Source organism: Pseudomonas sp. GM80 (assembly GCF_000282515.1).
In the GTDB taxonomy this organism is placed as follows: domain Bacteria; phylum Pseudomonadota; class Gammaproteobacteria; order Pseudomonadales; family Pseudomonadaceae; genus Aquipseudomonas.
This window is the reverse complement of record NZ_AKJD01000061.1, coordinates 41,969-65,358: the sequence shown is the minus strand read 5'-3', so window position 1 is coordinate 65,358 and position 23,390 is coordinate 41,969. Positions and strand designations below refer to the sequence as shown.

Annotated in this window: 18 protein-coding genes and 1 pseudogene; 8 read left to right on the top strand and 11 right to left on the bottom strand. The window is 59.5% G+C overall.

Annotation, left to right across the window (positions count from 1 at the left end; translation table 11 throughout):
* Positions 1 to 219: 219 nt before the first annotated feature.
* The gene (locus PMI37_RS09975; protein WP_008080449.1) at positions 220 to 573 is read left to right on the top strand and encodes an antibiotic biosynthesis monooxygenase family protein; all 354 of its coding nucleotides are present in this window, start codon (positions 220 to 222) and stop codon (positions 571 to 573) included.
* Between the two features lie 44 nt (positions 574 to 617).
* Positions 618 to 860: a hypothetical protein gene (locus tag PMI37_RS09970; RefSeq protein WP_008080448.1), complete on the top strand. Its 243-nt coding sequence runs from the start codon at positions 618 to 620 to the stop codon at positions 858 to 860.
* 4 nt (positions 861 to 864) lie between these two features.
* On the opposite strand, the gene PMI37_RS09965 is transcribed toward PMI37_RS09970, so the two are convergent.
* The 7 genes from PMI37_RS09965 to PMI37_RS09935 form a co-directional block, all read right to left on the bottom strand.
* Positions 865 to 1,494 (bottom strand): flavin reductase family protein, encoded by a 630-nt coding sequence (locus PMI37_RS09965; RefSeq protein WP_008080446.1) that lies wholly within the window; start codon positions 1,492 to 1,494, stop codon positions 865 to 867.
* A gap of 133 nt (positions 1,495 to 1,627) precedes the next feature.
* The gene (locus tag PMI37_RS09960) at positions 1,628 to 1,882 is read right to left on the bottom strand and encodes a hypothetical protein (protein ID WP_008080444.1); all 255 of its coding nucleotides are present in this window, start codon (positions 1,880 to 1,882) and stop codon (positions 1,628 to 1,630) included.
* A gap of 406 nt (positions 1,883 to 2,288) precedes the next feature.
* Complete coding sequence (locus tag PMI37_RS09955) at positions 2,289 to 3,608, bottom strand: MFS transporter (RefSeq protein ID WP_008080442.1); 1,320 nt, start codon at positions 3,606 to 3,608, stop codon at positions 2,289 to 2,291.
* Positions 3,609 to 3,856: 248 nt separating this feature from the next.
* Entirely contained in the window at positions 3,857 to 5,185 is a 1,329-nt protein-coding gene (locus PMI37_RS09950; protein WP_008080441.1) for a sigma-54-dependent transcriptional regulator, read from the bottom strand.
* The gene (locus tag PMI37_RS09945) at positions 5,185 to 6,945 is read right to left on the bottom strand and encodes an ATP-binding protein (protein WP_008080440.1); all 1,761 of its coding nucleotides are present in this window, start codon (positions 6,943 to 6,945) and stop codon (positions 5,185 to 5,187) included. The genes PMI37_RS09950 and PMI37_RS09945 overlap by 1 nt, the downstream gene beginning before the upstream one ends.
* Positions 6,946 to 7,164: 219 nt before the next feature.
* Positions 7,165 to 9,906, bottom strand: a complete 2,742-nt coding sequence (locus tag PMI37_RS09940) for an RHS repeat-associated core domain-containing protein (RefSeq protein ID WP_008080439.1) — start codon at positions 9,904 to 9,906, stop codon at positions 7,165 to 7,167.
* Between the two features lie 309 nt (positions 9,907 to 10,215).
* The gene (locus PMI37_RS09935) at positions 10,216 to 11,739 is read right to left on the bottom strand and encodes a fumarate hydratase (RefSeq protein ID WP_008080438.1); all 1,524 of its coding nucleotides are present in this window, start codon (positions 11,737 to 11,739) and stop codon (positions 10,216 to 10,218) included.
* Positions 11,740 to 12,086: 347 nt separating this feature from the next.
* Here PMI37_RS09935 and PMI37_RS09930 point away from each other — a divergent pair, with 347 nt between their 5' ends.
* The 3 genes from PMI37_RS09930 to PMI37_RS09920 all read left to right on the top strand — a co-directional run bounded on the left by PMI37_RS09930 (position 12,087) and on the right by PMI37_RS09920 (position 15,184).
* Positions 12,087 to 13,193: a GGDEF domain-containing protein gene (locus PMI37_RS09930; RefSeq protein WP_045123086.1), complete on the top strand. Its 1,107-nt coding sequence runs from the start codon at positions 12,087 to 12,089 to the stop codon at positions 13,191 to 13,193.
* Entirely contained in the window at positions 13,186 to 14,121 is a 936-nt protein-coding gene (locus PMI37_RS09925) for an iron-sulfur-binding ferredoxin reductase (RefSeq protein ID WP_008080436.1), read from the top strand. Before PMI37_RS09930 ends, PMI37_RS09925 begins: the two co-directional genes overlap by 8 nt.
* 313 nt (positions 14,122 to 14,434) lie before the next feature.
* Positions 14,435 to 15,184 carry an enoyl-CoA hydratase-related protein gene (locus tag PMI37_RS09920; protein WP_008080435.1) on the top strand — a complete coding sequence of 250 codons (750 nt, stop codon included), beginning with the start codon at positions 14,435 to 14,437 and terminating at the stop codon, positions 15,182 to 15,184.
* A gap of 210 nt (positions 15,185 to 15,394) precedes the next feature.
* Here the strand turns inward: PMI37_RS09920 and pyk are convergent, their stop codons facing one another.
* A complete protein-coding gene (gene pyk, locus PMI37_RS09915) occupies positions 15,395 to 16,846 on the bottom strand; it encodes a pyruvate kinase (protein ID WP_008080434.1) in 1,452 nt (483 codons plus the stop codon).
* A 198-nt stretch (positions 16,847 to 17,044) separates the two neighbouring features.
* Between pyk and PMI37_RS09910 the strand changes: the two genes are divergently transcribed.
* Both PMI37_RS09910 and PMI37_RS09905 read left to right on the top strand, forming a co-directional pair.
* Complete coding sequence (locus PMI37_RS09910; RefSeq protein ID WP_008080433.1) at positions 17,045 to 17,431, top strand: tetratricopeptide repeat protein; 387 nt, start codon at positions 17,045 to 17,047, stop codon at positions 17,429 to 17,431.
* 230 nt (positions 17,432 to 17,661) lie between these two features.
* Entirely contained in the window at positions 17,662 to 18,021 is a 360-nt protein-coding gene (locus tag PMI37_RS09905; protein ID WP_008080432.1) for a PilZ domain-containing protein, read from the top strand.
* A 70-nt stretch (positions 18,022 to 18,091) separates the two neighbouring features.
* On the opposite strand, the pseudogene PMI37_RS09900 reads toward PMI37_RS09905, so the two are convergent.
* Positions 18,092 to 18,337, bottom strand: a pseudogene (locus PMI37_RS09900) (DUF6124 family protein); the annotation flags it as partial.
* 342 nt (positions 18,338 to 18,679) lie between these two features.
* Here PMI37_RS09900 and PMI37_RS09895 point away from each other — a divergent pair.
* Complete coding sequence (locus PMI37_RS09895) at positions 18,680 to 20,929, top strand: hypothetical protein (RefSeq protein ID WP_008080430.1); 2,250 nt, start codon at positions 18,680 to 18,682, stop codon at positions 20,927 to 20,929.
* Between the two features lie 63 nt (positions 20,930 to 20,992).
* Here the strand turns inward: PMI37_RS09895 and PMI37_RS09890 are convergent, their stop codons facing one another.
* Positions 20,993 to 21,601 carry a hypothetical protein gene (locus PMI37_RS09890; RefSeq protein WP_008080427.1) on the bottom strand — a complete coding sequence of 203 codons (609 nt, stop codon included), beginning with the start codon at positions 21,599 to 21,601 and terminating at the stop codon, positions 20,993 to 20,995.
* 96 nt (positions 21,602 to 21,697) lie between these two features.
* On the bottom strand, positions 21,698 to 23,134 hold the full coding sequence (locus PMI37_RS09885; protein WP_008080425.1) for a hypothetical protein: 1,437 nt from the start codon (positions 23,132 to 23,134) through the stop codon (positions 21,698 to 21,700).
* Positions 23,135 to 23,390 lie beyond the last annotated feature (256 nt).

Sequence of the window (23,390 nt, the reverse complement as noted above, 5' to 3'; positions counted from 1 at the left end):
AGGCTGCGATCTTTTGATTGTTGTCTTTAAGGTCAAAAGATCGCAGCCTGCGGCAGCTCCTACAGGGGATGTGTGTGAACTCAGGTTCAGGCAAGTCTCGCAGGATTGTGCAACGCGGCGGCAGGAATCGACTAACGGCACTCAGCGCCTGGCCCTTAACCTTTGATCCTGTCGCAGCCCGTCCCCCGGCTGCCACGCGACTCCCTGGGAGGGTTGAACATGTCCAAGCAGATTCCCGTCAGTCATATGGCTTTTGTTCGAGCGCGCGCCGGGCGTTCGGCGGAACTCGGTGTACGCCTGAGCGCGTTGATCGAGCCGTCCCGCGCCGCCCCTGGTTGCCTGAGCTTCGCCTTGCAGCATTCGCAGTGTGATCCCGAGTTGTGGCTGGTCTGCGGGTTCTGGAGCAGCCAGCAAATGATGACCCACTACTTCAACAGCCCATCGATGGAAATCTTCGCCGAGCTGGTGCAGGAATTGGTGGTCAACAGCCTCGATTTCCACACCTTCAAAGACGTGTCGGCCGCGCAAGCCCTTGGTCAATGCCCGGCGCCGGTACACAAACTCGCCGGTTGAGGGTTTAATGTCCGGCTTAATCTGTCTGAGCCGGGATCTGTGACATGGCACGTAAAGAGTTCGAACACTTCGAAGCAGTCTCCGCAGTCGTTCCCGTCGAGTTAGGCGGCAACAAGGGCTATCACGCGGCAATCGCGGTCAAGGCCCTGGTCGATGGCGGCGCACCACGCTTTCACAAGCTGCGGAATGATCAGGTGTTCCCCGGCGCCATTGCTGCCGACGAGGCTGCGATCAATGAGCTGGATAAACTCAAGGGCGTCACTGACGACGCCGAGTTGATCTGGTAACGCGTTACTTGTTGGCGCCTGGACGCCACATCTTGAACAGGGCTTCAGGTCCCAACTGGAAATAATCCGCCGGCCCGCCGCCACGCAGAATCGGTTCTGCTGCGGCGGTGTCGTAGATGCCGTCCTTCAACAGCCATTTGGCGATATGCACGGCGACCACTTCGCCGAGGATCAGCCAACTCGGCACGGTTTCGCCATCGGCGCGCTGCAACTGAATGATCTGCGTGACCTTGCACTCGAAGGACACCGGGCTTTCGGCCACGCGCGGCACCGAAATCACTTTTGACGCCACGGTCGTCAAGCCTGCCAATTCAAACTCGTTGACCTCAGGCGCGACCATTGCGCAGCTCTGGTTCATCTGCTCGGCCAGCGGGCGGGTGGCGAGGTTCCAGGCGAATTCTCCGGTCTGCTCGATGTTGTTCAGGCTGTCTTTGCGCCCGACGCTGGAAAAACCAATGATCGGCGGAATGTAGTTGAAGGCGTTGAAGAAGCTGTACGGCGCCAGGTTCAACTGGCCTTGGGCATCCTGTGAGGAAATCCAGCCGATGGGGCGCGGGCCGACGATGGCGTTGAACGGATCGTGGGGCAGGCCGTGGCCGTTGGCGGGTTCGTAGAAGTGGATGTCATCGGGCATGGCGGGTGATCCTGAGGCTGCGTTCTGAAGAGAGCCATAGTGCAAGGCCGCCCCCCATATTTCCAGCCAAACAAAAATCCCCAGAAATGACTAAGCCCGGCCGAAGCCGGGCTGTGCGCTTTACAGCAGGGGGTTAGCTGATGGCAGCGGATTGCGTGCGGTCATAACCGTCGGCGGCAAAGGTCGCGGAGCCGGTGCGATCGTAGCCATCTTCAGCGAAAGTTGCGGAGCCGGTACGGTCATAGCCGTCTTCAGCGACCGTGGCGGAACCGGTGCGGTCGTAACCGTCGGCGGCAACGGCGGAACCGGTGCGGTCATAACCGTCGGCAGCGAAGGTGTTGGCGGCCAGTACGGACAGGGCGAAGGCGAGGATCAGTTTGGTTTTCATGTCGGTTACTCCGGATTCGTTGGCGGGTGTGTCTTGCATGGGTTTCATGCTACGCCAACTAAATTGATTAAAAAGCGCAAAATAATGCTAAAAACAATCGATTAACTTGATGTTAAGGGCGACGCATTCAGATCGCTTTCGTCGTCGTAGCGAACGTCGCGCAGGTTATCGATCAGGTAGGGGCAGGATGCTTCGCCAGCATTAATTCGCGATTAATCACGAGTTGGCGTGGGTGACGGATTGTTCATGCAGGGCTGAATAATGCGGCGACCGCAATCGCTGGCAAGCCAGCTCCCACAGGATTCGCGTCGAACACAAGGTTTGTGAGCTACGCCGTCACTGTGGGAGCTGGCTTGCCAGCGATGAGGCCAGAACAGCCACCGTTGCAGTGGCTGTGATATCACGATCAGTCAGTGACGATCCGCGAGTGCTTCTGGGTGTCTTTCATGGTCACGTACACCAACAGCGACACCGCGATGCATGCCGTGACATACCAGTAGTAACCGGTTTCCATGCCGATGCTCTTGAACCACAGCGCGATGTATTCGGCCGTGCCGCCGAAAATCGACACGGTCAGTGCGTACGGCAGGCCGACGCCCAGTGCGCGGATTTCAGTCGGGAACAGTTCAGCTTTCACCACCGCGTTGATCGAGGTGTAGCCGCTGACGATGATCAGCGCCGCCATGATCAGGAAGAACGCGCCCCACCAGGTCTGAATGGTGTGCAGGGTCATCAGGATCGGCACGGTGAAGATCGTGCCCAGCACGCCGAAGGCGATCAGGATCGGGCGACGACCGATCTTGTCCGACAGGCCGCCGATGATCGGTTGCAGGCACATGAACAGGAACAGGGTCGCGGCGGAAATGGTGGTCGAGTCGGAAATGCTCATGCCGACGGTGTTCACCAGGTATTTCTGCATGTAGGTGGTGTAGGTGTAGAACGCCAGCGTACCGCCCATGGTCAGGCCGACCACGGTCAGCAGTTCTTTGGGGTGACGCAGCAAGGTGCGCATGGCGCTTTCCTTGGCTTTTTCTTTCTTGGTGAACGATTCGGTTTCTTCCATGCCGCGACGCAGGTACAGCGCCACCACTGCGCACAGTGCGCCGATGGCAAACGGAATACGCCAGCCCCACGCGTACAGCTCTTCAGTGGTAAGAAAGTTCTGCAGCACGATCAGCACGCCGAGGGCGATGAGCTGGCCGGAGATCAGGGTCACGTACTGGAAGCTGGAGAAGAAACCGCGACGATTCTTGGTCGCCATCTCCGACAGGTAGGTGGCTGAGGTGCCGTACTCGCCGCCGACCGACAGGCCTTGCAGCAGGCGGGCGAACACCAGCAGCACCGGCGCGCCGACACCGATGGTTTCATAACCGGGGCTCAGGGCGATGATCAGCGAGCCGAAGCACATCAGGTAAACCGAGGCCATCAGCGCTTTTTTGCGGCCGACCTTGTCAGCGTACAGGCCCATCATCCAGCCGCCGATCGGGCGCATCAGGAAGCCCACGGCGAAAATCGCAGCGGTGTTCAGCAGTTGAGCGGTGGTGTCGCCTTTGGGGAAGAAGGCTTTGGCGAAGTACAGCGAGAAGGCGGCATAAACATACCAGTCGTACCACTCGACCATGTTGCCGACAGAGCCGCTGAAGATCGATTTGATCCGGCTGGCGGTGGTTCGTTCTTTGGCGGGCACGGCAGCCGACCCAAGGGGCAGGGCGTTGGAGTTATCCATTGAAGGATCCTTCGTTTAATTGTTTTTGTGGAGCGCGTTGAAACGCAGCCTGCGTGGGCTATAGCAGGAGCTGTGCCAACGGGGAGAGGGCCGGTTTAGAGGGGGATGGGGCGCTGAATGAGCGGAAATCCGCTTACCGTCGGGTGTGTGTGAGCGGAAAATTGCCGACAAGATCAAAAGATCGCAGCCTGCGGCAGCTCCTACAGTGGACCTATGTAGGAGCTGCCGAAGGCTGCGATCTTTTGACTTTACGGGCTTACAAACATCTCCCGACTCAACCCATGCCGCTGCATTTTTTCATTGAAGGTACGCCGCGGCAGTTGCAGTTCTTCAAGCACCGCTTTCACATCGCCCTTGTGCCGCGTCAACGCCGCGCGCAGGCACTGCGCTTCAAACGCTTCCTGTTGCGCCGCCAGCGACTGCCCCGGATCAATCCCCGGCGCCGGCTCATCCAGCCCCAGCACTTGCCGTTCGGCGACGTTGGCCAGTTCACGGACATTGCCCGGCCAGTCATGGTTGAGCAGGTGACTCAACTGCGCGCCCGTTAACGGCGGGAACGTCCGGCCGAGGCGCTGCGCCGCACTCTGGGCGAAGGTCTCGAACAGCAACGGAATGTCTTCACGCCGATCGCGCAGCGGCGGCAAGCGCAGTTCCGCGACGTTCAGGCGATACGCCAGGTCCTCGCGAAAACGTCCGGCGCGGGCCTCATCGAGCAGATCAGGTTTGGTCGCCGCGACAATGCGCAAGTCGACACGAATGCTCTGATTCGAGCCCAGCCGCTCGAGCTTCTGCTCCTGCAATACCCGCAGCAGTTTCACTTGCTGAGCCAACGGCATGCTTTCGATTTCATCGAGGAACAGCGTGCCGCCATCGGCGTATTCCAGCTTGCCGATGCGCTTGCCGGAGGCGCCGGTGAAGGCGCCGCTCTCATGGCCGAACAACTCGGCTTCGAACAATTGCTCAGGGATCGCCGCGCAGTTCAGCGCCACAAACGGCTTGTCTGCGCGAGGACCGAAATCATGCAGGCAGCGCGCAACCAGTTCCTTGCCGCTGCCGGTTTCGCCACGGATCAATACATTCACCGGCAGCGCTGCCAGATCCAGCACCTGTCGACGCAACGTCTGCAAACCCCGCGACACACCGAGCAACGTCGCATCGAGTTTCGCGCGGTTGTCGGCCTGTTCGTGCAGGGCGCGGTTTTCCAACACCAGCGCGCGTTTGTCCAGCGCCCGGCGCAGGCTGCCGAGCAGGGTTTCCGGGCTGAAGGGTTTTTCCAGAAAGTCATACGCGCCGTCGCGCATCGCTTCGACGGCCATCGGCACATCGCCGTGGCCAGTGAGCAGAATCACCGGCAGATCAGCATCACGTTTCTGCACTTCAGCCAAAAACGCCAGGCCACCGATGCCGGGCATGCGCACGTCGCTGAGGATCACCCCGGCAAAGTGCGCGGGCAGGGCGGCGAGGCAGTCTTCGGCGCGGCTGAACAGTTGCACCTCGAACCCGGACAGGCTCAGCCACTGCTCGACGGCGTTGCGAATGCTGCTTTCGTCATCGACCACCATCACCGAGTTGAGCATCAGATATGCGCCTCCAGATCGATCGGCAAGGTCAGGCTGAACATCGCGCCGCTGTCGCCATTCTCCACGCTCAAGCGCCCGCCGGATTCATGCACGATAGCGAAGGAGACCGCCAGCCCCAGGCCCAGACCGTCGCCCACAGGTTTGGTAGTGAAGAAGGGGTCGAACACCTGGCCCAGATGCTCCTCGGCAATCCCGCCGCCGTTGTCGCTGACGCTCAGTCGCCAGAGCTGCTCGTCGGCCTCCAGACGGATTTCCAGACGTTTGCACGGTTTGCCCTGCATTGCATCGAGGGCGTTGCGCAGCAAGTTGATCAGCACCTGTTCGAGACGGATCGCATCACCGCGCACCCAGGCTGGACGCGCTAGATGCAGGACCAGACTGACCTGTTCGTCACGCAAACGCGCGTCCAGCAACTGCAATGATTGATCGATCACCGTGGCCAGATCCAGCCGTTCACGCAATCCGCTGGGGCTTTTGCGGGCGAACGTCTTGAGGTGGCCGGTGAGGGCGGCCATGCGCGTAAGCATTTCATCCACCGGTTTCAGCGCTTTATAAGCGTCGTCGACACGGCCATGGTCGAGCAGCAGACGCAAGGTCGCCAGTTGCATGCGCTGAGCGGTCAGCGGCTGATTGATTTCGTGGGCCAGCGCGGCGGACATCTGCCCCAGCGCCGCCAGTTTGGCCGACTGCACCAGACCGTCCTGCGCCGTGCGCAGATCGCGGGTGCGTTCTTCGACCAGTTGCTCCAGTTCTTCGCGGCTGCGCTGACGCAGCTTCGCCAGGCGCCAGCGTTGATTGAGGAACAGCAGCAAAAACACCAGCGCCAGCCACACGCCGGCAGCAGCGAGCCCGGCGTTGCGCAAATCTTCGAAGGCGACCTGCGGGTGACGGAGCAAATGCAGGGTCCAGCCTTCGGTGGTCAGCGGCAGCGATTCCCACAGATAATCCGCCGTGCCTTGCGGGCCTTCAACGCGGCGCAGATCGCTGTTGTCATCGAAGCGGCGCAAGGACAGATGCGTCAACGGCGCCAACGCCTGTTTGTCGTACTGGCGCGTGGTTTTGATCTCGGCCTGATCGGCGGCGCTCAGCGGGCGCAACAGGCGATAGCGCCAACCGGGCTGATTGGCGATAAAGATAATGCCGCGCGCATCGCTGACCAACAGCGTGTCACTGCCTTGGCTCCACTCACGCTCCAGCTCGGGGAATTCCAGCTTGACCACCATCGCCCCGAGGAACTCGTTGTTGTCGCCAAGCACTGCGCTTGAGAGAAAATAACCGGGAATTCCGCTGGTCACGCCTACCGCATAAAAACGCCCGGAGCCTTGGGTGCGGGTCTGGCTGAAATAGGGGCGAAAGCCATAGTTGTGGCCGACATAACTGCTCGGCAAACGCCAGTTGCTGGCCGCCACGGCGAGCCCCGTGTGATCGAGCAATTCAAGGGTCGAGGACTGCGCCGCACCGTTGATTTTTTCCAGCTTGAGGTTCAGCGCCGACTGTTGCTCGGCATCGACGGAACCTGCCAGCGCCGAGCGCAGTTGCGGGTCCAGCGCGAGCACGGCGGGCAGGGCGCGATAGCGATCAATCAGGGTGTGCAGCGAGTTGGCGTACAACGCCAGTTGTTGATTGGCACGGGCGGCATCTTCTTCCAGCGCCTGACGTTCGGCGTGGCGGATGGCAAGGGTCGCGGCAAGGGCCGCACCGGCGATGATCAGCAGGGTATACAACGACAGACGCAGGGTACGGGAAGTCGGCAGCATGCTGGGCTAATGGATAAAGGGACGGGCCGGCACGATAGCATGGGTCCGACGATCCTTCTCGAATGACTCGTCACCCTTCAGCATGGTGCGTGCGCAAGTACTCGACGATAGACACGGCCACGCCGCGAATGTCGATAACGTGCAACCGCGGAGTACGCCAGTGGAGTTTGGCACTAATACCCACGCTCCATACCCGGGGTCAGCTCAAGTCTATGTAATTCAATCGCCCCGATACCGATTACGAATGGCCGGGACTTTTTGCTGATAAATGTTGAGGAATCCTCGAGAGGTCTCGATGTTGTTGCGGGCGAATCCCGCAAGCTGCGTCATATCGGACTGGCGTAACGTTTTCGCTTGTGCCGTGCCTACCCGGTTGCGTCCCAGGTCGATCAGGTAGTCGCGCATCCCGTGTTGTTCATCGTAAAACTCGTTGATCCCCAGTTCGGCAAACGCGGTGTTGGCCGATGTGGTCAATCGCGTGACCATCGCATCGAGCTCATCAAGAGTGCCGTGGATTTTTGCAAGTTTCAGCGATGACAAACCTTCCTCGGCTTCATTGGCTTCCTGTGCAAGGCTGCCCAGGGCCATGGCCTCACCCACGCCGGGCACATAAGCCCCTACGACTTTACTGATGCTATCCACCGCCAATTGCTGCAAACCCTCACGGCTGCGCACGTCGTACTGTTCGCGGGAGGGGAGCGGGGACGACTGCTGCAATTCTGCCGCAATGGCATCAGGGTTGAAGGTGGAGGTGCGTGGGACAATCGGTGAGTTCAACTGCAGTGGTGCCATCAGCTTTCCATAAAGGCCAACGCTCCGGTCGGCAATGTTGTTGCCCAGTGTCAAACCGATCAAATCAGCGGAAAGCCCGGGCAAGGCTTCGGAGGCAAACGTGGCGGCATTGTACGAGGTGAACCAGCCGGCGGCGGCGCTGCCGATTTGATAAACAACGTTCTTTGCCAGCGTCTTGCGCCATTGCCCGGGATGTTGCAGATCGATCAGTTGATCCTGAAGGCTACTCATTTTTCGATCTATGGAAGACAACGCCTGCATGTTCCAGCTGATCAGTCGCTTGAGTTCGGTGGGCGAGCGATTGAGCCCGGTGTCATCGAAATAGTTCATCGGGTTGTTGCCGACGAATGCGTACCGGTTCAGCCCGTCCACATCGCCTCCCGGATCGGCACTGACCCAGCGCTGCAGCCACGGCGCGTAGTAGCGCGCCCCGTAGTAATAGAGGCCACTGACGTCCAGTTCTTTGCCGGAATAACGGATGAACTTGTACGCCACTTCGATCAGCGAACGTGCCGCCATCCAGGCGGTGGCGCCGAACGGGTAGTAACCCTCATGACTGATCATCCGGCCCTGCTGATCAAGCTCCATCGTGCTTGAGCCCAGATGATCTTCGAGGGTGTAGCGCATTTGATTCTGCTCGACCCCTGAGGGTGGTGACGTGCGCCAATGCAGACAACGCACGCTGCCGATGCCGGTGGCGAGCGTGATGACGTGCAACGCTTCACCGTTGTCTTTGCTGCGGATCTCCAGGCCGGGCAGGTAGCGCACTGCGTGAAAATGTTTGCCACTATCGAGGGTGTGGCGCTTGTACACCCGGGCGCCCTGGCTGTACTCATAAAATTCTTCGTCGTCAGGCAGATTATCGCGTGCTACCAGCGTGAGTTTTTCCAGTTGATCGCGTGTATTCCATTGCAGAGGCTGGCCCGGTTGCAGCATCTGCTGATTGCCATGGCGGTCGAACAGCGTGTCGAAATTCGGCTCGGGATCGTTGTCGTTCCAGCGCACGCCACGGTTGCTGTTCGGGTCGATACGCATGCGCCGGGTATGGTTGGCGCCGTCGCGAACGTGGCGAAGCTCGACAAGATTGTTGCCGTGATCGTAGGTGTACGTCTGGACGTAGTTGCGTCGGTCGTTGGGATCGGTCGGTTGCGGGCGACCGGGATTGTCCCGTGGCACCGCGTCGTCGTAACCGCTGGCGCTGAGCAACCGATACAGCGAGTCGTAAATGAATTTGCGAGCGCCGTCGACCCGCTGATTGGCAAAGTAAGTCGGTGTGAAGGTGTGGTCGAGAATTTGGGTGATGTTGCCGACCCGGTCATAGGTGTATTCGAAATCCTGCAACGGTGACTGTTGCCCGATGCGTGCCGAATGCCGATGCAGCCGGCCATCCGCCGCAGCGTATTGCCAACGGCTGGTCACGCCGTTGCCGGCCTCTTGCTCAATGACCTGACCGGCCGCGTTGTATTGCGCGTTGAGTTGAACCGTTTGCCAGGTTGCTTGCGCGTTGAGTTGCAGCTGCACCTGTTGGATCTGCCCGGCCAGGTCGTAGCGAAATTGTTGCTGATGGCCGCCGGCATCGAGGTGTGCAAGCACTGCGCTCAAAGGGCTGTAGGTGCGCGCACTGGTGAACGACTGGTTGTCAGGGGAAGTGAACGTGTCGCGCAGCAAAGCGCCGGTCATTGCATAACTTTCGCAATCGATGCGACCCGACGGATCGACCTGATTGAGCAATTGCCCGCGCAGGTTCATCAATGCGTTGGCCGAGCCGTCGGCATACACGAAGGTCTCGACGTTCGGCTGCTGGTTTTCTTCCCGCGCCACAACGCGCAATAGTTGATCGTAACGGGTGCGCCAGACGTTACCGCGTTGGTCATGATGCTCCAGTGTTTCCCCGGCCAGTCCTGGCAGGCTCAAACGCCAGCCGGCATCGACACTGCTGATCTTCAATGCCGCACCGTTCAGCCCATATACGGTGCTGAGGTTCGGTTCGGAAAGCCGCGAGTCCCATTGCCGGGTTACGCGCCCGGCTCCGTCGAACGCTTGTCGGCTCAGCAATGCAATGGCCGGTTCATTGGCGATCGCGCGCAAGTAGGCGACCTGACGAACCGGTAAGCCTCGACCGTCGTTTACCGTGACGGAGGGGGTGCCTTGGTGCACGTCACGGTTCATCAGTGCCGGGGCCGCGAGTAGGGTTTTGCTGTAAATGGGTTGCCTGCGCCGTTGTGTATTTCAGTGCACGTCAGCGTCATGGACATGCCTCGGGCGATTTCGTAGGTCATGGTTCCATCCGGTGTGCGAAGACGCAGATGGAGCAACGCTAGCAGGCCACATCGTCCAGGTAACCTGTCAGGTCTGACAGGTCAGGCGATTCTTTTAGTTCGAAAAAACCACGCTGTGGATTTTTCATAACCATCAGCCAATCGATAAAAAAGGCCGGGCTCTCTTTCGAGAGGCCGGCCTTATTCGCAGCGTAAGCGCTTACTGCACTTCAACCGCCAGGCTTTCGCTGATCTTCTGTTGCCAGATCGCCGGGCCGGTGATGTGTACCGACTCACCTTTGCTGTCCACCGCAACGGTGACCGGCATGTCTTTGACTTCGAACTCGTAGATCGCTTCCATGCCCAGTTCGGCGAACGCCAACACTTGCGACTTCTTGATCGCTTGCGCCACCAGGTAAGCAGCGCCGCCGACAGCCATCAGGTACACGGCTTTGTTGTCTTTGATCGCTTCGATCGCGGTCGGGCCGCGCTCGGACTTGCCGATCATGCCCAACAGACCGGTTTGCTCAAGGATCTGACGGGTGAACTTGTCCATCCGCGTTGCGGTGGTCGGGCCAGCCGGGCCAACCACTTCGTCACCGACCGGATCAACCGGGCCAACGTAGTAGATGAAGCGACCTTTGAGGTCGACCGGCAGGGTTTCACCTTTGTTGAGCATCTCGACCATGCGCTTGTGCGCGGCGTCGCGACCGGTGAGCATTTTGCCGTTGAGCAGGACGGTTTCGCCCGGCTTCCAGCTTTGCACGTCTTCCGGGGTCAGGGTGTCGAGGTTGACGCGACGGGCCGACGGGCCGGCTTCCCAGACGATTTCCGGGTAGGCGTCCAGCGGTGGCGCTTCCAGCGAGGCCGGACCTGTACCGTCGAGCACGAAGTGTGCGTGACGGGTGGCGGCGCAGTTCGGGATCATGCACACCGGCAGCGAGGCGGCGTGGGTCGGGTAGTCCATGATCTTCACGTCGAGCACGGTGGTCAGGCCACCGAGGCCCTGGGCGCCGATGCCCAACTGGTTGACCTTCTCGAACAGCTCCAGACGCATTTCTTCGATGCGGTTCTGTGGGCCACGGGCTTTCAGCTCGTGGATGTCGATGGATTCCATCAACACTTCCTTGGCCATCACCGCAGCTTTCTCGGCGGTGCCGCCGATGCCGATGCCGAGCATGCCCGGTGGGCACCAGCCGGCGCCCATGGTCGGAACGGTCTTGAGCACCCAGTCAACGATCGAGTCGGACGGGTTGAGCATGGCCATTTTCGACTTGTTCTCGGAACCGCCGCCCTTGGCCGCCACGTCCACTTCCACGGTGTTGCCCGGGACGATGGAGTAGTGAATCACGGCTGGGGTGTTGTCCTTGGTGTTTTTCCGAGCGCCCGCCGGGTCGGCGAGGATCGAGGCACGCAGGACGTTTTCCGGCAGGTTGTAGGCGCGACGCACGCCTTCGTTGATCATGTCGTCCAGGCCCATGGTGGCGCCATCCCAACGCACGTCCATGCCGACGCGCACGAACACGGTGACGATACCGGTGTCCTGGCAGATCGGGCGATGGCCGGTGGCGCACATGCGCGAGTTGATCAGGATCTGTGCCATCGAGTCACGTGCCGCTGGCGATTCTTCGCGCAGGTAGGCTTCGTGCATCGCCTGGATGAAATCCACGGGGTGGTAATAGGAAATGAACTGCAGGGCGTCGGCAACGCTCTGAATCAGGTCGTCTTGCTTGATCACGGTCATGAGTCGCGCTCCTCTAAAAGACGGGAACATTCAATAAGGTGCCTGCGGCTTGGGTGCATCGGTCGGTCGCAAGCACCTTTCAAGGCACGCCGGGGCTGCTGGCGCGACGCTAAAAAGGCGCGGCAGTATACCGCGCCTCGGTGGGGCATACACGCGCCGGCAGTCATTCGTTGGTCGCATGTCTTTCGCATAATCCTGCAGGAGCTCCTACCGGGAATATGTGGGTTTTTGACGTCAATTTTCGGGCCTGAAAATCGGTGGTCATTTATCGACCGGGCCTCTAAAGTGGCAGCCGGTCTGTAGAGTAGGACACTCGGTCAGCCTCCTATCGCACGGTGAGTCAACGATTGACCCATAACGCCATTCAACGTCTTTTAATGAAACGTTTTGCCCTCGCTGCAGCCACCTATGGATTGGCTTTGCTGCTGCTGTGGCTGGCGTTTTTTACCGGTCATTACGACCAGACCCTGAGTTCTGTGGTCATCGGCAGCGCGCTGGTGGTGATCAGTCAGGCGACCCTGTTCGGGCTGTTCTGGAGCGGGCGCAACCAGCGCTTTGCCGACCCCAGCCTGACCGAAGTGCAGGTGCTGCTCGGGCTTGGCTGGCAGACCTGGCTGATCGCCCATCTGGACGAGGCGCGGGGCGCCTTTCTGGTGTTTTATGTGCTCATCCTGCTGTTTGGCCTGTTCCATCTCAGTCGACGCGCGTTCATTCGCTGCGCGCTGATGGTGTTCTTCAGTTTCTCGGCGATCACCTTATGGGATGGCTACTACTTCCTCTTGCCCGAGCCTGCGCTGGCGGCATTGCAGGTGTGCATTCTGGCGATGGTGCTGGCGTGGCTGGTGCTTTACGCACGTTTCGTGCAGATCTCGCGGCAGCGCATGCGCCAGCGCCGGTTTGCCTTGCAGGCGCATCAGGACACGTTGCGCGGGATGATGCGCCAGCTCGAAGACCTGGTGGCCACTGACGAACTGACCGGGCTGTTCAATCGCCGGCACTTTCTGCGCCTGGCCTCGCGTGAATTGAATGCGATGGACAGCGATGTGGCCCACGGTCTGGCGTTGATCGATCTCGACCACTTCAAACGCATCAACGACCTGCACGGCCATGCCGCCGGCGATCAGGTGTTGCAGGCCTTCGCCGGTGTCGCCCAGGCGTGTCTGCGCGACGGCGATGTGCTGGCGCGTTACGGTGGTGAGGAGTTTGTGGTGTTGCTGCCCGATTGCAATGCCGAACGGCTGACCGCATGTTGTGAGCGCTTGCGCATTGCCTTCACTGATGTCGAATTGATCGGCCTGGATGTGCGCAATCTCAGCCTGTCGGCCGGCATGACCCTGTTGGAACTGGGCGATGATCTCGATGACGCCTTGCAACGCGCCGATCAGGCGCTTTACCGGGCCAAGCGTGACGGCCGTAATCGTTGCGCGGCCGCGTGGGAGAACGCCGATGCCTGAACTTCGTGTCGGTGAACAACACTGGTCGGTGGTGACGGGCAGCAACCTGCTCGACGTCCTCAATCAAAACGGTGTCGCCGTGCCTTACAGTTGCCGCGCCGGCAGTTGTCATGCGTGTCTGGTGCAATGCGTGCAAGGTCTGCCGGCTGACAGTCGACCGGACGCCTTGAGCGCCGAGCAGCGTCAGCAGGGCTGGCGCCTGGCGTGTCAGTGCCAGGTGGTTGAAGACTTGCAGGTGCACACCTTCGACCCGATTGCCGACGGTCGCCCGGCGGTGGTCGAAGCCCTCGACTGGCTCAGCGACAACGTCCTGCGCCTGCGCCTCGTCCCGCAACGGCCGTTGCGCTACAGCGCCGGGCAACATTTGGTGCTGTGGATTGATCACATCGCTCGGCCGTACTCGCTGGCGAGCCTGCCGGAAGAAGACCGCTTTCTTGAATTCCACCTCGATTGCCGCCAGCCCGGCGAGTTCAGCGATGCCGCGCGGCGCTTGCAGATCGGCGATCCGATCCGCCTCGGCGAACTGCGCGGCGGCGCCTTGCATTACGACCCGGACTGGCACGACCGGCCGCTGTGGCTGCTCGCCGCTGGCACCGGGTTGGGGCCGTTGTTCGGCGTGCTGCGCGAAGCCTTGCGCCAGGATCACCAAGGCGCGATCCGCGTCATTCACCTGGCCCATGATGAGCGTGAACACTATCTGGCCAAACCCCTTGCCGCGCTGGCTGCGCAGCGAGAAAACCTCAGCGTCGAGCTATGGACGGCGGCCGAGTCAGCCGCCGCTTTGGCGCAACTGCGGCTTGTCTCACGGCAAACCCTGGCCTTAGTCTGCGGTTCGACGGCCAGTGTCGACGCCTTCGCCAGGCGCCTGTACCTGGCCGGACTGCCGCGTAATCAGCTGCTGGCCGACGTATTCCTGTCCCGTGGTTGAGCGCTAATGCTTATCGGGTTTCATAGGTTCTTTGTGGCCAAGTCTTTATGGTCAGAGGATTTTTTGTGGCAAGGGGATTTATGTGGCAAGGGGATTTTGTGGCAAGGGGATTTTGTGGCGAGGGGATTTATCCCCGTTTGAGTGCGCAGCGCTCGCAAGATTTTGGGGCCGCTGCGCAGCCCAGCGGGGATAAATCCCCTCGCCACAACAATCCCCTTGCCACAAAAGCCCCCCTAGGCACAGAAGTCCCCTGGCCACAGAAGGCACTATCCCCATTTGACCTTCGCAAGCCCGACTATCGCCGAGAGACGCCATGACCGAAGCCATCCTGCTGGAACGCGAGCGCGGTTTGCTCACCCTGCGCCTCAATCGCCCCGACAAGAAAAACGCCCTGACCCGGGCGATGTACAGCCGTTTGGCTGAGGCGTTGAAGCAAGCCGACAGCGACCCCGAGATTAACGCCGTGCTGATCACCGGCAGCGCTGAGTGTTTCACCGCCGGCAACGACATCGCCGACTTCATCCAGCAACCGCCGAGCGACCTCGACAGCCCGGTGTTCCACTTCATGCTCAACCTGCTTGAGTGCCGCAAACCGGTGATTGCCGCCGTGGCGGGCGCCGCAGTGGGCATTGGCACCACGTTATTGCTGCATTGCGATCTGGTCTACGTGGCCCGCGATGCACGGTTGCGTATGCCGTTCGTCAACTTGGGCCTGTGCCCGGAATTCGGCTCCAGCCTGATCCTGCCGCGCTTGCTCGGCCAGGCCAAAGCGGCGGAGTTGTTGTTGCTCGGTGAAGGCTTCAGCGGTGAACAGGCGGCGCAGTGGGGGATTGCCACCGAAGCGTTGGGCAGCGGCGCTGCGGCGTTGAGCAAGGCGCGGGAGATGGCGTTGCGTTTTGACGAACTGCCGAGCGAAGCGGTGCGTATCAGCAAGCAATTGATGAAGGCGCCGGATCGCGAGTTGATCCGCAGGGTGATCGAGGAGGAGGGTATGTTGTTCACCCAGCGCCTGCGTTCGCCGGAAGCATTGGCGGCGTTGAGCGGATTCATCAAACGGCATTGAAATTGTCGCTGACCTGACTGGCCTCATCGCTGGCAAGCCAGCTCCCACAGGTTTCTTTGTTGATCAAGTACAGTGTGTACAACTCAATCCCTGTGGGAGCTGGCTTGCCAGCGATGAGGCCCGAACAGGCACCACATCTTCGGAACATCAGAAAACAAAAAGCCCCGGCACTCACATGGCGGGGCTTTTGTTTTTCGAACAACCGATCACTCAGACCTGTGGGTCGCCCACGTGCAGGATCTTCATGCCGTTGGTGCCGCCGGTGGTGTGGTAGCTGTCGCCCTTGGTCAGGATGACCCAGTCGCCTTTTTCCACAACGCCGCGCTTGACCAGCTCGTCGATCGCCTTCTGGCTGACTTCGTGCGGTTCCAGCGAAGCCGGATCGAACGGTACGGTGTACACGCCACGGAACATCGCGGCGCGCGCCTGGGTTTCGCGGTGCGGCGAGAACGCATAGATCGGCACCGAAGAACGGATGCGCGACATGATCAGCGGGGTGTAGCCACTTTCGGTCAGCGCGATGATCGCTTTAACGCCCGGGAAGTGGTTGGCGGTGTACATGGTCGCCAGCGCGATGCTTTCGTCGCAACGGGTGAATTCCTTGCCGATACGGTGGCTGGAAGTCTTGCCAGTCGGGTGCTTTTCAGCGCCGACGCAGATGCGCGCCATCGCTTGAACCGCTTCCAGCGGGTACAGACCTGCTGCGGATTCAGCAGACAGCATCACGGCGTCGGTGTAGTCGAGCACGGCGTTGGCCACGTCGGACACTTCGGCGCGAGTCGGCATCGGGTTCTGGATCATCGACTCCATCATCTGGGTCGCGACGATCACAGCCTTGTTGTGGCGGCGTGCGTGCAGAATGATTTTCTTCTGAATGCCCACCAGCTCGGCGTCGCCGATTTCCACACCCAAGTCACCACGAGCAACCATCACCGCGTCGGAGGCCTTGATCAGGCCGTCGAGGGTTTCGTCGTCGGCTACGGCTTCGGCGCGTTCGATCTTCGCCACCAGCCAGGCAGTACCGCCGGCTTCGTCGCGCAGTTGACGGGCGTATTCCATGTCGGCAGCGTCACGCGGGAAGGATACCGCGAGGTAATCGACTTCCATTTCAGCGGCGAGCTTGATGTCGGCCTTGTCTTTTTCAGTCAGGGCCGGCGCGGTCAGGCCGCCACCGCGACGGTTGATGCCTTTGTGGTCGGACAGCGGGCCGCCGATGGTCACGGTGCAATGCAATGCATCGTCAGTTTGGGTATCAACGCGCATCACCACACGGCCGTCGTCGAGCAGCAGCTCGTCGCCTACGCCGCAGTCCTTGACCAGATCCGGGTAGTCGATGCCGACCACTTGCTGGTTGCCTTCGGTCAACGGATGGCTGGTGGAGAAGGTGAACTTGTCACCGATCTTCAGCTCGATCTTCTTGTTGGCGAATTTGGCGATACGGATTTTCGGGCCTTGCAGGTCACCCAGCAGGGCGACGAAGCGACCGTGCTTGGCGGCAATGTCACGCACCAGTTTCGCGCGAGCCTTGTGCTCGTCGGGGGTGCCGTGGGAGAAGTTCAGACGGGCAACGTCCAGGCCAGCCAGAATCAGCTGTTCGAGAACTTCCGGCGAGTTACTGGCCGGGCCAAGGGTAGCGACGATTTTGGTACGACGGACGGACATGCAAAGACTCCTGAGTTCAAGCGCAAGCGAAGGCTACTATGCTCTTGGGGTGTAGTCATTGTTCGAATGCACTACTTTTTGTGAAGGGCTTTGTTATTACTTTCTTTATTGAACGCGACGAACGCGACAATCGGCACAAACCGTTCTGAAGATTTCCGGCGCAAGGTCGATACAGAGCACAAGACAGGAGAACCCCCCATGCGATTGTTGCCCATTGCCGCCCTTGCCCTCAGCGTCCTCGCCGTCACGGGCTGCACCCGTTGGTCGATGAACCACCATTTGAACAACGCCTACAGCGCCTATGATCGCGGCAATTGCGAGCAGGTCATGCTGGAGCTGTCCAAGGTCGAACGCGCCAGCCGTGCCCGCCCGTACGTGTGGCCGGAAGTGTCGATGATGCGCGGCCAGTGCCTGGAACGGCAGAAAATGTTTGTTGATGCTGCGCAAACCTATCAGTTCATCATGGCCTCGTACCCGAACAGCGAATACGCCTACCGCGCCCGCGCCCGTCTGGAAACCCTGCAGAGCCTGGGCCATTACCCAACGCGCAGTGCTGCAGCCGTGGTACACCCGACGCGTTTCTGATGACAGTTGTCATACAAACGCTGGCCGTGTGTACAGGCTGAGCTATAGTCGAATGATCCGGTTTCAGCGCGTTGGCGCTGTTCCGGGGCAACACCTGCGACTGGCAAGTGGTCAAGTGACGGCGAGGTAGCGATCGGCACACCGGAAGCGGGGAGAGCGGGCCTGCAAGGCAGGTTCGTTCCGAAGCAAAAGTGCGGCTCCGTGACGGAGCCCTGCCTGGCGAACTGCGCATGTTTACCGACCGCCGAATCGAACGGCATCAACTGCCGTACTTTCTGAGAGTGTTCAACAGCATTACCGACAAACCGATCGGCTTTCTCGGCAACGTCTCCGAAGACGGGCTGATGCTCATCAGCCAGTTACCGATGATGATCGGTGTGGATTTCAGGCTGCGTCTGAAAATTCCCATGGATGAAGGCTGCCAGCAGGTCATCGACCTGACGGCGTGTTGCCTGTGGTGCCATGAAGACGCGACCCCGCAGCATTATGACGCGGGTTTCAGCCTGCACCGGCCGCCGCCGGAGTACGGGCAACTGGTGCAGGCGTTGAAGCAGTACTTCAGTTTTCAGCCGCTGCCAGCTTCCGCCTGATACAGCAAACGCCAAAGCCAAAGATCGCAGCCTGCGGCAGTTCCTGCAGAGGGCTGCGATCTTTTGGTCTTCATCCGTTCATGGCAACTGCGTGCTCACTGTCGAGCGCCTTCTCCGCCAACAACAACCCCATCTCGCTCAACTGATAAATCGCCATCGCCAGATGCCGTGGTGTGTCTTCCAGGCTGTCCGCCAGATCGAGCAACAAAATGCTCACCGACGAAAACGTTTCGTAGGTCTGGATGGCGATGGCTTCGGGATTGATGTCAGGGGCAACGACGAACATCTGCATCGCGCGATCGACGGAGTTGCGTGAAGCGGGTTTGAAGATGGGATACCCGACTGGATGACGCTTGTACACATTGATGACACACCCCGAGCGACTAAACCCGACCACTGATCATCAGCGGCACGCATCAAGTTACGGGGCATCAGCAAAGCGCACAAGCCGGCGGATTCTGGCGGATGTGTAGGCAAAGGCGCGAGGATTCGTAGCCTCTATTCCTTTGTCTTGAAAGTTTCTGAAATACCCGGGAAAACCTTACAACCGCTGGTCGGGACTGTCAGTTCTGTCAGGTGGCAGCCACTGGTCAACCTGCTCTTCTTGGTTGGGTTATTCCCCTGATATTTGCACCTGCACTCTCATCCGGAGCCCAATATGGACGAGCCAACCCTCGCGTCTGTCGACACCAATGATTCCTCACCAAAGGTGAAGTTGCTTGCGCCAGTCATACTTCTACCTGCCAAGGGCTCCATCGAGGATTCACGACCGATCATCAGTGGCGATGTGGCTTACCAAAACGCGTTGATCGAGGTGTTCTTCGACACCACCGATGTCCGGCTTGGTTGGGGCTATGGCGGTGCCGATGGTCGCTGGACCCTTACCACCTTCGACAGAGACATGCCCCATGGCCTGAACGCTCTGTCGGCGAAACAGACATTGGGTGCGGATTTCTCCGACCGTGGCTTTCGTCGCACATTCTATGTTCGCCCGGCACCGCTGCCTAACGTCGGCATCAGCTACCCACCCCCCACGGGCGTAAGGTTCGCCGGCAAGGGCATTCCCAATGCGCGAGTGACCGTGTACCTCTCGGCCCAGCAGCTCATCTCCAGTGCTACCTATGTCGATGCCCGAGGTGACTGGTCGCTGGAGTTCCCGCGGGTACTGCCGAATATCTTTCGAATGAATGCCGAGCAGGCGATCCAGGTTGACACGCCGCAGTGGATTCCCTCGCAGCCCACACCGGACCGCGAGCTGAGGTTGATGCCGCCTCGCCCGGGCTTGAACCCGGTGGTTGAAACCGCGCAGGTTCCCACCTTTAACGGCTCGCGCAATGTTTGGGGGGATGTGGTGGGGCAGATTCAGATCAAGCTCAACGGCAATACCCATCCGCTTTTACCGTTGTATGCAGGCAATGGCGCCACCTTCTCCATTACTGCCTCCAGCAAAATAGCCCCAGGTCGTTACGAAGTGTCGGCGTTGCAATGGGTGAACACGCATTGGTCGGAGGCGACCATCCTCAATGAACAATTGCGCATCGTGCCTCTGCCCACCACCTTCATTGAACCGCCGTTGGGTCTGCCGAGCGGTCAGTCTCCGCGGATCAGCGGAGAGGGCGCCTGGTACCCGGGAAAGGTCAAGTTGAGCGCCAACGGTACAGAGTTGACGATTATTGATGTGCAGGCCAACGGAACGTGGTCATTTCCTGCCAACAAGTTGTGGAACCCTGGAGCCTATGAGCTGAAAGCGCAGGTATTGGCTAACAATGAGGTATCACTTGAGCAGGCACGCTCGTTCTCTGTCAAAACTCCAACGGCGATTGTCGATCCTGCGGGCAGTTCAGCCTCGCCCCATCACGTAACGTTATCCGGAACGGGCTGGGAGGGGGCGTGGGTAGAAGTCTTTCGATTCCAGAACAGAACGCCGCTTGGCCGTGGGCAAGTCATCAACGGCACCTGGCACGCCGATTTGGCTGAGCAGCCTGTCGGGGCTCTGGACGTTTACACCGTCCAGACTTACGCCAATACCCACCACTCCGATGAGTCTGCCAGGTTCACGATAACGGTGGCGGTGCCGGTACCGGTCATTACTAACCCCGGTGCAACGGGGCCACGCACTTTTACCCTGCGCGGAACCAAGGGTGTCCCGGGGGGCACTGTTGATTTGCTGTTCAATGGTAAGCCCTCACCCTATAAGGACATCGAGGTTGCCGCGAGTGGCTCCTGGGAGGTGAACATCGACGCCGGCGTCGGGCCGCTGACCCTCACTGGCGTGCAAAAATTCAAAGGTCAGCCCTCCAGCGTCAGTGCGGCAGTCGCGATAACATTGCTGCCCAATATGCCTTCGCTGGAAACGCCAGCCGAAAGCGAGTACCTCTCCACGCGACCTGTCTTTTCCGGTTTCGGAGATTCCGGGGATACTGTTTTTGTGGTCAAGAACAACGCTGCAACCGTTATTTTGGGAGCTGTTGTCGTGGCACCCGACGGTACCTGGTCGGTTCGTTCAGCGTTGGAACTACCTGCAGGGGCGCCTTATGCGTTTTCAATCGAGCAACGACGCGATAGTTACAATTCCGGTTGGCATAAAACGCGAACGTTTAATGTACTGGCTACGGCGCCGACGTTTGAAGTGCCGGCAGCCTTTGACCGGCTCGGTACACAACCGCAGGTGAGTGGTCGGGATGTGGCTGGCGCGAAGATTACCGTGGCGGACGCCTTCGACTCGCAGAAAACGCTGGGTCCTGTGGCGACAGCTGATGCAACGGGGGAATGGAGGGTGCCGTTGAGTAGTGTCTTGCCGCCCGGACAAAACCGCATTCAGCTACGTGCTGCCCGACCGGTGGCGGGCGCGGCAGATGCACTGTCTGACTGGAGGTTAAGCGAGCCGTTTATTGTCGAGTCGGTGTAGGTGATGGTGAGTTGAGCAAAAAAGAAACAACCTTCAGGACTGCCTGAAGGTTTTTTGAAAGGCTCAGCCAATGATCGTGCGCGCGGCACCGGACATTGGATCCCCCCAACGACTTAACCCTGGACGCCGAGGATCATCGCCCGGGCATTTTTCGTGGCTCAGCCGGGCTTTCTTTCCAGTGACGCAACCACACAAATCACAGATCTTGCGATTGCTGGCGCCGGTCAGGGCGGCACCTATCCGGTAGGCGAGCCTGTCGGGTGTGTCGGTTTGATGCGGGCAGGCATTACACGCGCTGATTCGCTGTTCGAACAGATCGTTATCTGCGGCCTTGAAGCCCTCACGACTCCAGGCTACGAAAGAACTGGCGGCTTTTTTCAGCAAGGCGCGGTTGTCCAGTTCCACGTAACGGGCAGGCACCGGTTCGACGCTGTTGCCGGTGATCGATTCGCCATGGTCTGGGTGCGCCAGTAGGTAATCGCGAAACGCTGGAGCGGGGCGGGCAATGAAGAGATTGGTGGCGTAACCCGGATTTTTGATGATGGCGGCAAACACTTCGCGCGTAATGGGCTTCTCAAGTCCCAGATACTGCCCGAGTTGCGCGCAGGCGTCCTTTACGCTGGCAAATGCCTTGAAGTCAGGAGGCAGGTCCTGATGGTGATGGGGCGTCATGGGTCGACTCCTGATTTTCGATGAGCGTGGGCTGGCAGGCTTGCAGGCCGGTGATCGCCGAACATTCGCTGGCGACCGCCGCTGCATGACTCATGATCAGTTGGAGGTTGGCGTGATGCAGGACGGCTCGGGTAAAAATCCCATGGATTTTTTGTACGTCTCGAGACGGCAATCAAGCGTCGTGCTGGCACATCCGGACTCGGGCTCATCCGCTTTGCTCGGGATTTCAATGAACATCGCACTGACTTGGCTCAAAGCATCGTGAATGACCTTGCTATAGAGCGGATTGAATACCGTCTGCAAGACAGATGGGGCCAGGTAATCGACGATGGCTTTGCAGCGTAACGTGTAAGGTGCCTCGCGCTCGAAGCGTTTAACCAGATAGCCCAGCACCAGGGCCATACCTTGCCATTCCAAGTGTTGGGCACGCACCAGGCCTCCTTGCACCAGCACATACGGCTGCGAATCCAGCACGAACGAAAAAGCGTTTGCCTGACGAGAAGACGTGTCGAAGATGAAGTGGATGTGCGGATAGAAAGCATGAAAAGTCTTCAGCAGCCACAGGAAGTTGCCGGCTCGTTGCGGGTCGCGAGTCGATTCAGCTTGTTGAAGCTCCTGCACTTCACTGGCCTGAGATTGTGTGAGAAACCCCTGGTTCATTGCCGACGCGGGTATTTGCAAGGTGACACTGTGATCACCCTGGAGCGTGATGCTACCGGTGCCGGCACTGAGAATGGCGATCGCCTTGCTGCTGCCCGCCGACGCCAGGAAGGACTTCAGGTCGATTTCCGGGCGCTGTGCCAGTGCCACGCCTTGCTGACGAGTGGCATGGGCATCGACGATCGCGTCGTGGGCTCGGGTGGTGACTGTGGGGACTGAGCCGCGCGGCACCGCAAAGCCTTTTTTTGCCAGTTCGTCGTAATACAGTTGTGCCGCATAGTCAGCCGACAGAACGCGACCGATCGCCAGCAGGTGGCCATCAAGGTTCTGTGGTTCTCCGATGGATGTAGCGATGTTCCAGACACCGCCAGTGTAGCTTTTGATTTCCAGCCGGGTGATTTCGGCGGTAGTACCATCGATCAACATCAGGCGATAGCCTGGCACCAGCATCTGCGCCTGGATTAACCGCTTGTCCTCCCCCAAAAACGGATGATTGAGGGTGGCGACCAAGGTCTCGGTTTCATTGCCGATCCGCAAGGAGACATAGGCCATTTCCGGTTGAACGCTTGTCGCGGAGGTGCCGTTGGAAAAGGCGATCGTGCCGACCCTGGATTGACCATCGGCGTCAAAGGCCAGCACCGGGTCATCTACCACGAACATCTGAATCGGCTTGCTCGCTGTGGCGGACTGCAGTACTGGCGAATCGTACGCCAGGCAAGAACATGAACAGAAGCAAATGATTTCCGTCACTGGATCCTCAACCTGAACCAGGTGGTTTACCTGCCAGCCGTTCTCTTTGCATATTTTGTTGACGTATTCGGACACTGCTGCGCAGTGTTGTTCTGCACACATTTCGGTGCCTAAGGACTTCATTGTGTTGCTCCCTTTCAATTGAGTAACGGTGCAGGTATGCGACGATGAGGCGCTCGCTTTCTGTTGCAGAACGCAGAAGCTGGATCACACCTCTACTTCCAACAATGACGCCCCCTCTGGCACCCACGAAGATTAAGCGTGCGGATTGAAACGCTGCCTACTGTCAGATCTGACAGGTCGGTTAGCCGCTCGTCGGGACTGTCAGTTTTTACAGGTAGACGCACAACTTCCCTCTGGCCAATTAATGAGCACACGA

Excerpts from the sequence above, each read along its gene's own strand:
- PMI37_RS09895 (WP_008080430.1), top strand. The coding sequence starts at position 18,680 with ATGGACGAGCCAACCCTCGCGTCTGTCGACACCAATGATTCCTCACCA.
- PMI37_RS09955 (WP_008080442.1), bottom strand. The coding sequence starts at position 3,608 with ATGGATAACTCCAACGCCCTGCCCCTTGGGTCGGCTGCCGTGCCCGCC.
- PMI37_RS09970 (WP_008080448.1), top strand. The coding sequence starts at position 618 with ATGGCACGTAAAGAGTTCGAACACTTCGAAGCAGTCTCCGCAGTCGTT.
- PMI37_RS09965 (WP_008080446.1), bottom strand. The coding sequence starts at position 1,494 with ATGCCCGATGACATCCACTTCTACGAACCCGCCAACGGCCACGGCCTG.
- PMI37_RS09890 (WP_008080427.1), bottom strand. The coding sequence starts at position 21,601 with ATGACGCCCCATCACCATCAGGACCTGCCTCCTGACTTCAAGGCATTT.
- PMI37_RS09910 (WP_008080433.1), top strand. The coding sequence starts at position 17,045 with ATGCGATTGTTGCCCATTGCCGCCCTTGCCCTCAGCGTCCTCGCCGTC.
- PMI37_RS09925 (WP_008080436.1), top strand. The coding sequence starts at position 13,186 with ATGCCTGAACTTCGTGTCGGTGAACAACACTGGTCGGTGGTGACGGGC.
- PMI37_RS09905 (WP_008080432.1), top strand. The coding sequence starts at position 17,662 with ATGTTTACCGACCGCCGAATCGAACGGCATCAACTGCCGTACTTTCTG.
- PMI37_RS09940 (WP_008080439.1), bottom strand. The coding sequence starts at position 9,906 with ATGAACCGTGACGTGCACCAAGGCACCCCCTCCGTCACGGTAAACGAC.
- PMI37_RS09920 (WP_008080435.1), top strand. The coding sequence starts at position 14,435 with ATGACCGAAGCCATCCTGCTGGAACGCGAGCGCGGTTTGCTCACCCTG.
- PMI37_RS09975 (WP_008080449.1), top strand. The coding sequence starts at position 220 with ATGTCCAAGCAGATTCCCGTCAGTCATATGGCTTTTGTTCGAGCGCGC.
- PMI37_RS09885 (WP_008080425.1), bottom strand. The coding sequence starts at position 23,134 with ATGAAGTCCTTAGGCACCGAAATGTGTGCAGAACAACACTGCGCAGCA.
- PMI37_RS09945 (WP_008080440.1), bottom strand. The coding sequence starts at position 6,945 with ATGCTGCCGACTTCCCGTACCCTGCGTCTGTCGTTGTATACCCTGCTG.
- pyk (WP_008080434.1), bottom strand. The coding sequence starts at position 16,846 with ATGTCCGTCCGTCGTACCAAAATCGTCGCTACCCTTGGCCCGGCCAGT.
- PMI37_RS09960 (WP_008080444.1), bottom strand. The coding sequence starts at position 1,882 with ATGAAAACCAAACTGATCCTCGCCTTCGCCCTGTCCGTACTGGCCGCC.
- PMI37_RS09935 (WP_008080438.1), bottom strand. The coding sequence starts at position 11,739 with ATGACCGTGATCAAGCAAGACGACCTGATTCAGAGCGTTGCCGACGCC.
- PMI37_RS09950 (WP_008080441.1), bottom strand. The coding sequence starts at position 5,185 with ATGCTCAACTCGGTGATGGTGGTCGATGACGAAAGCAGCATTCGCAAC.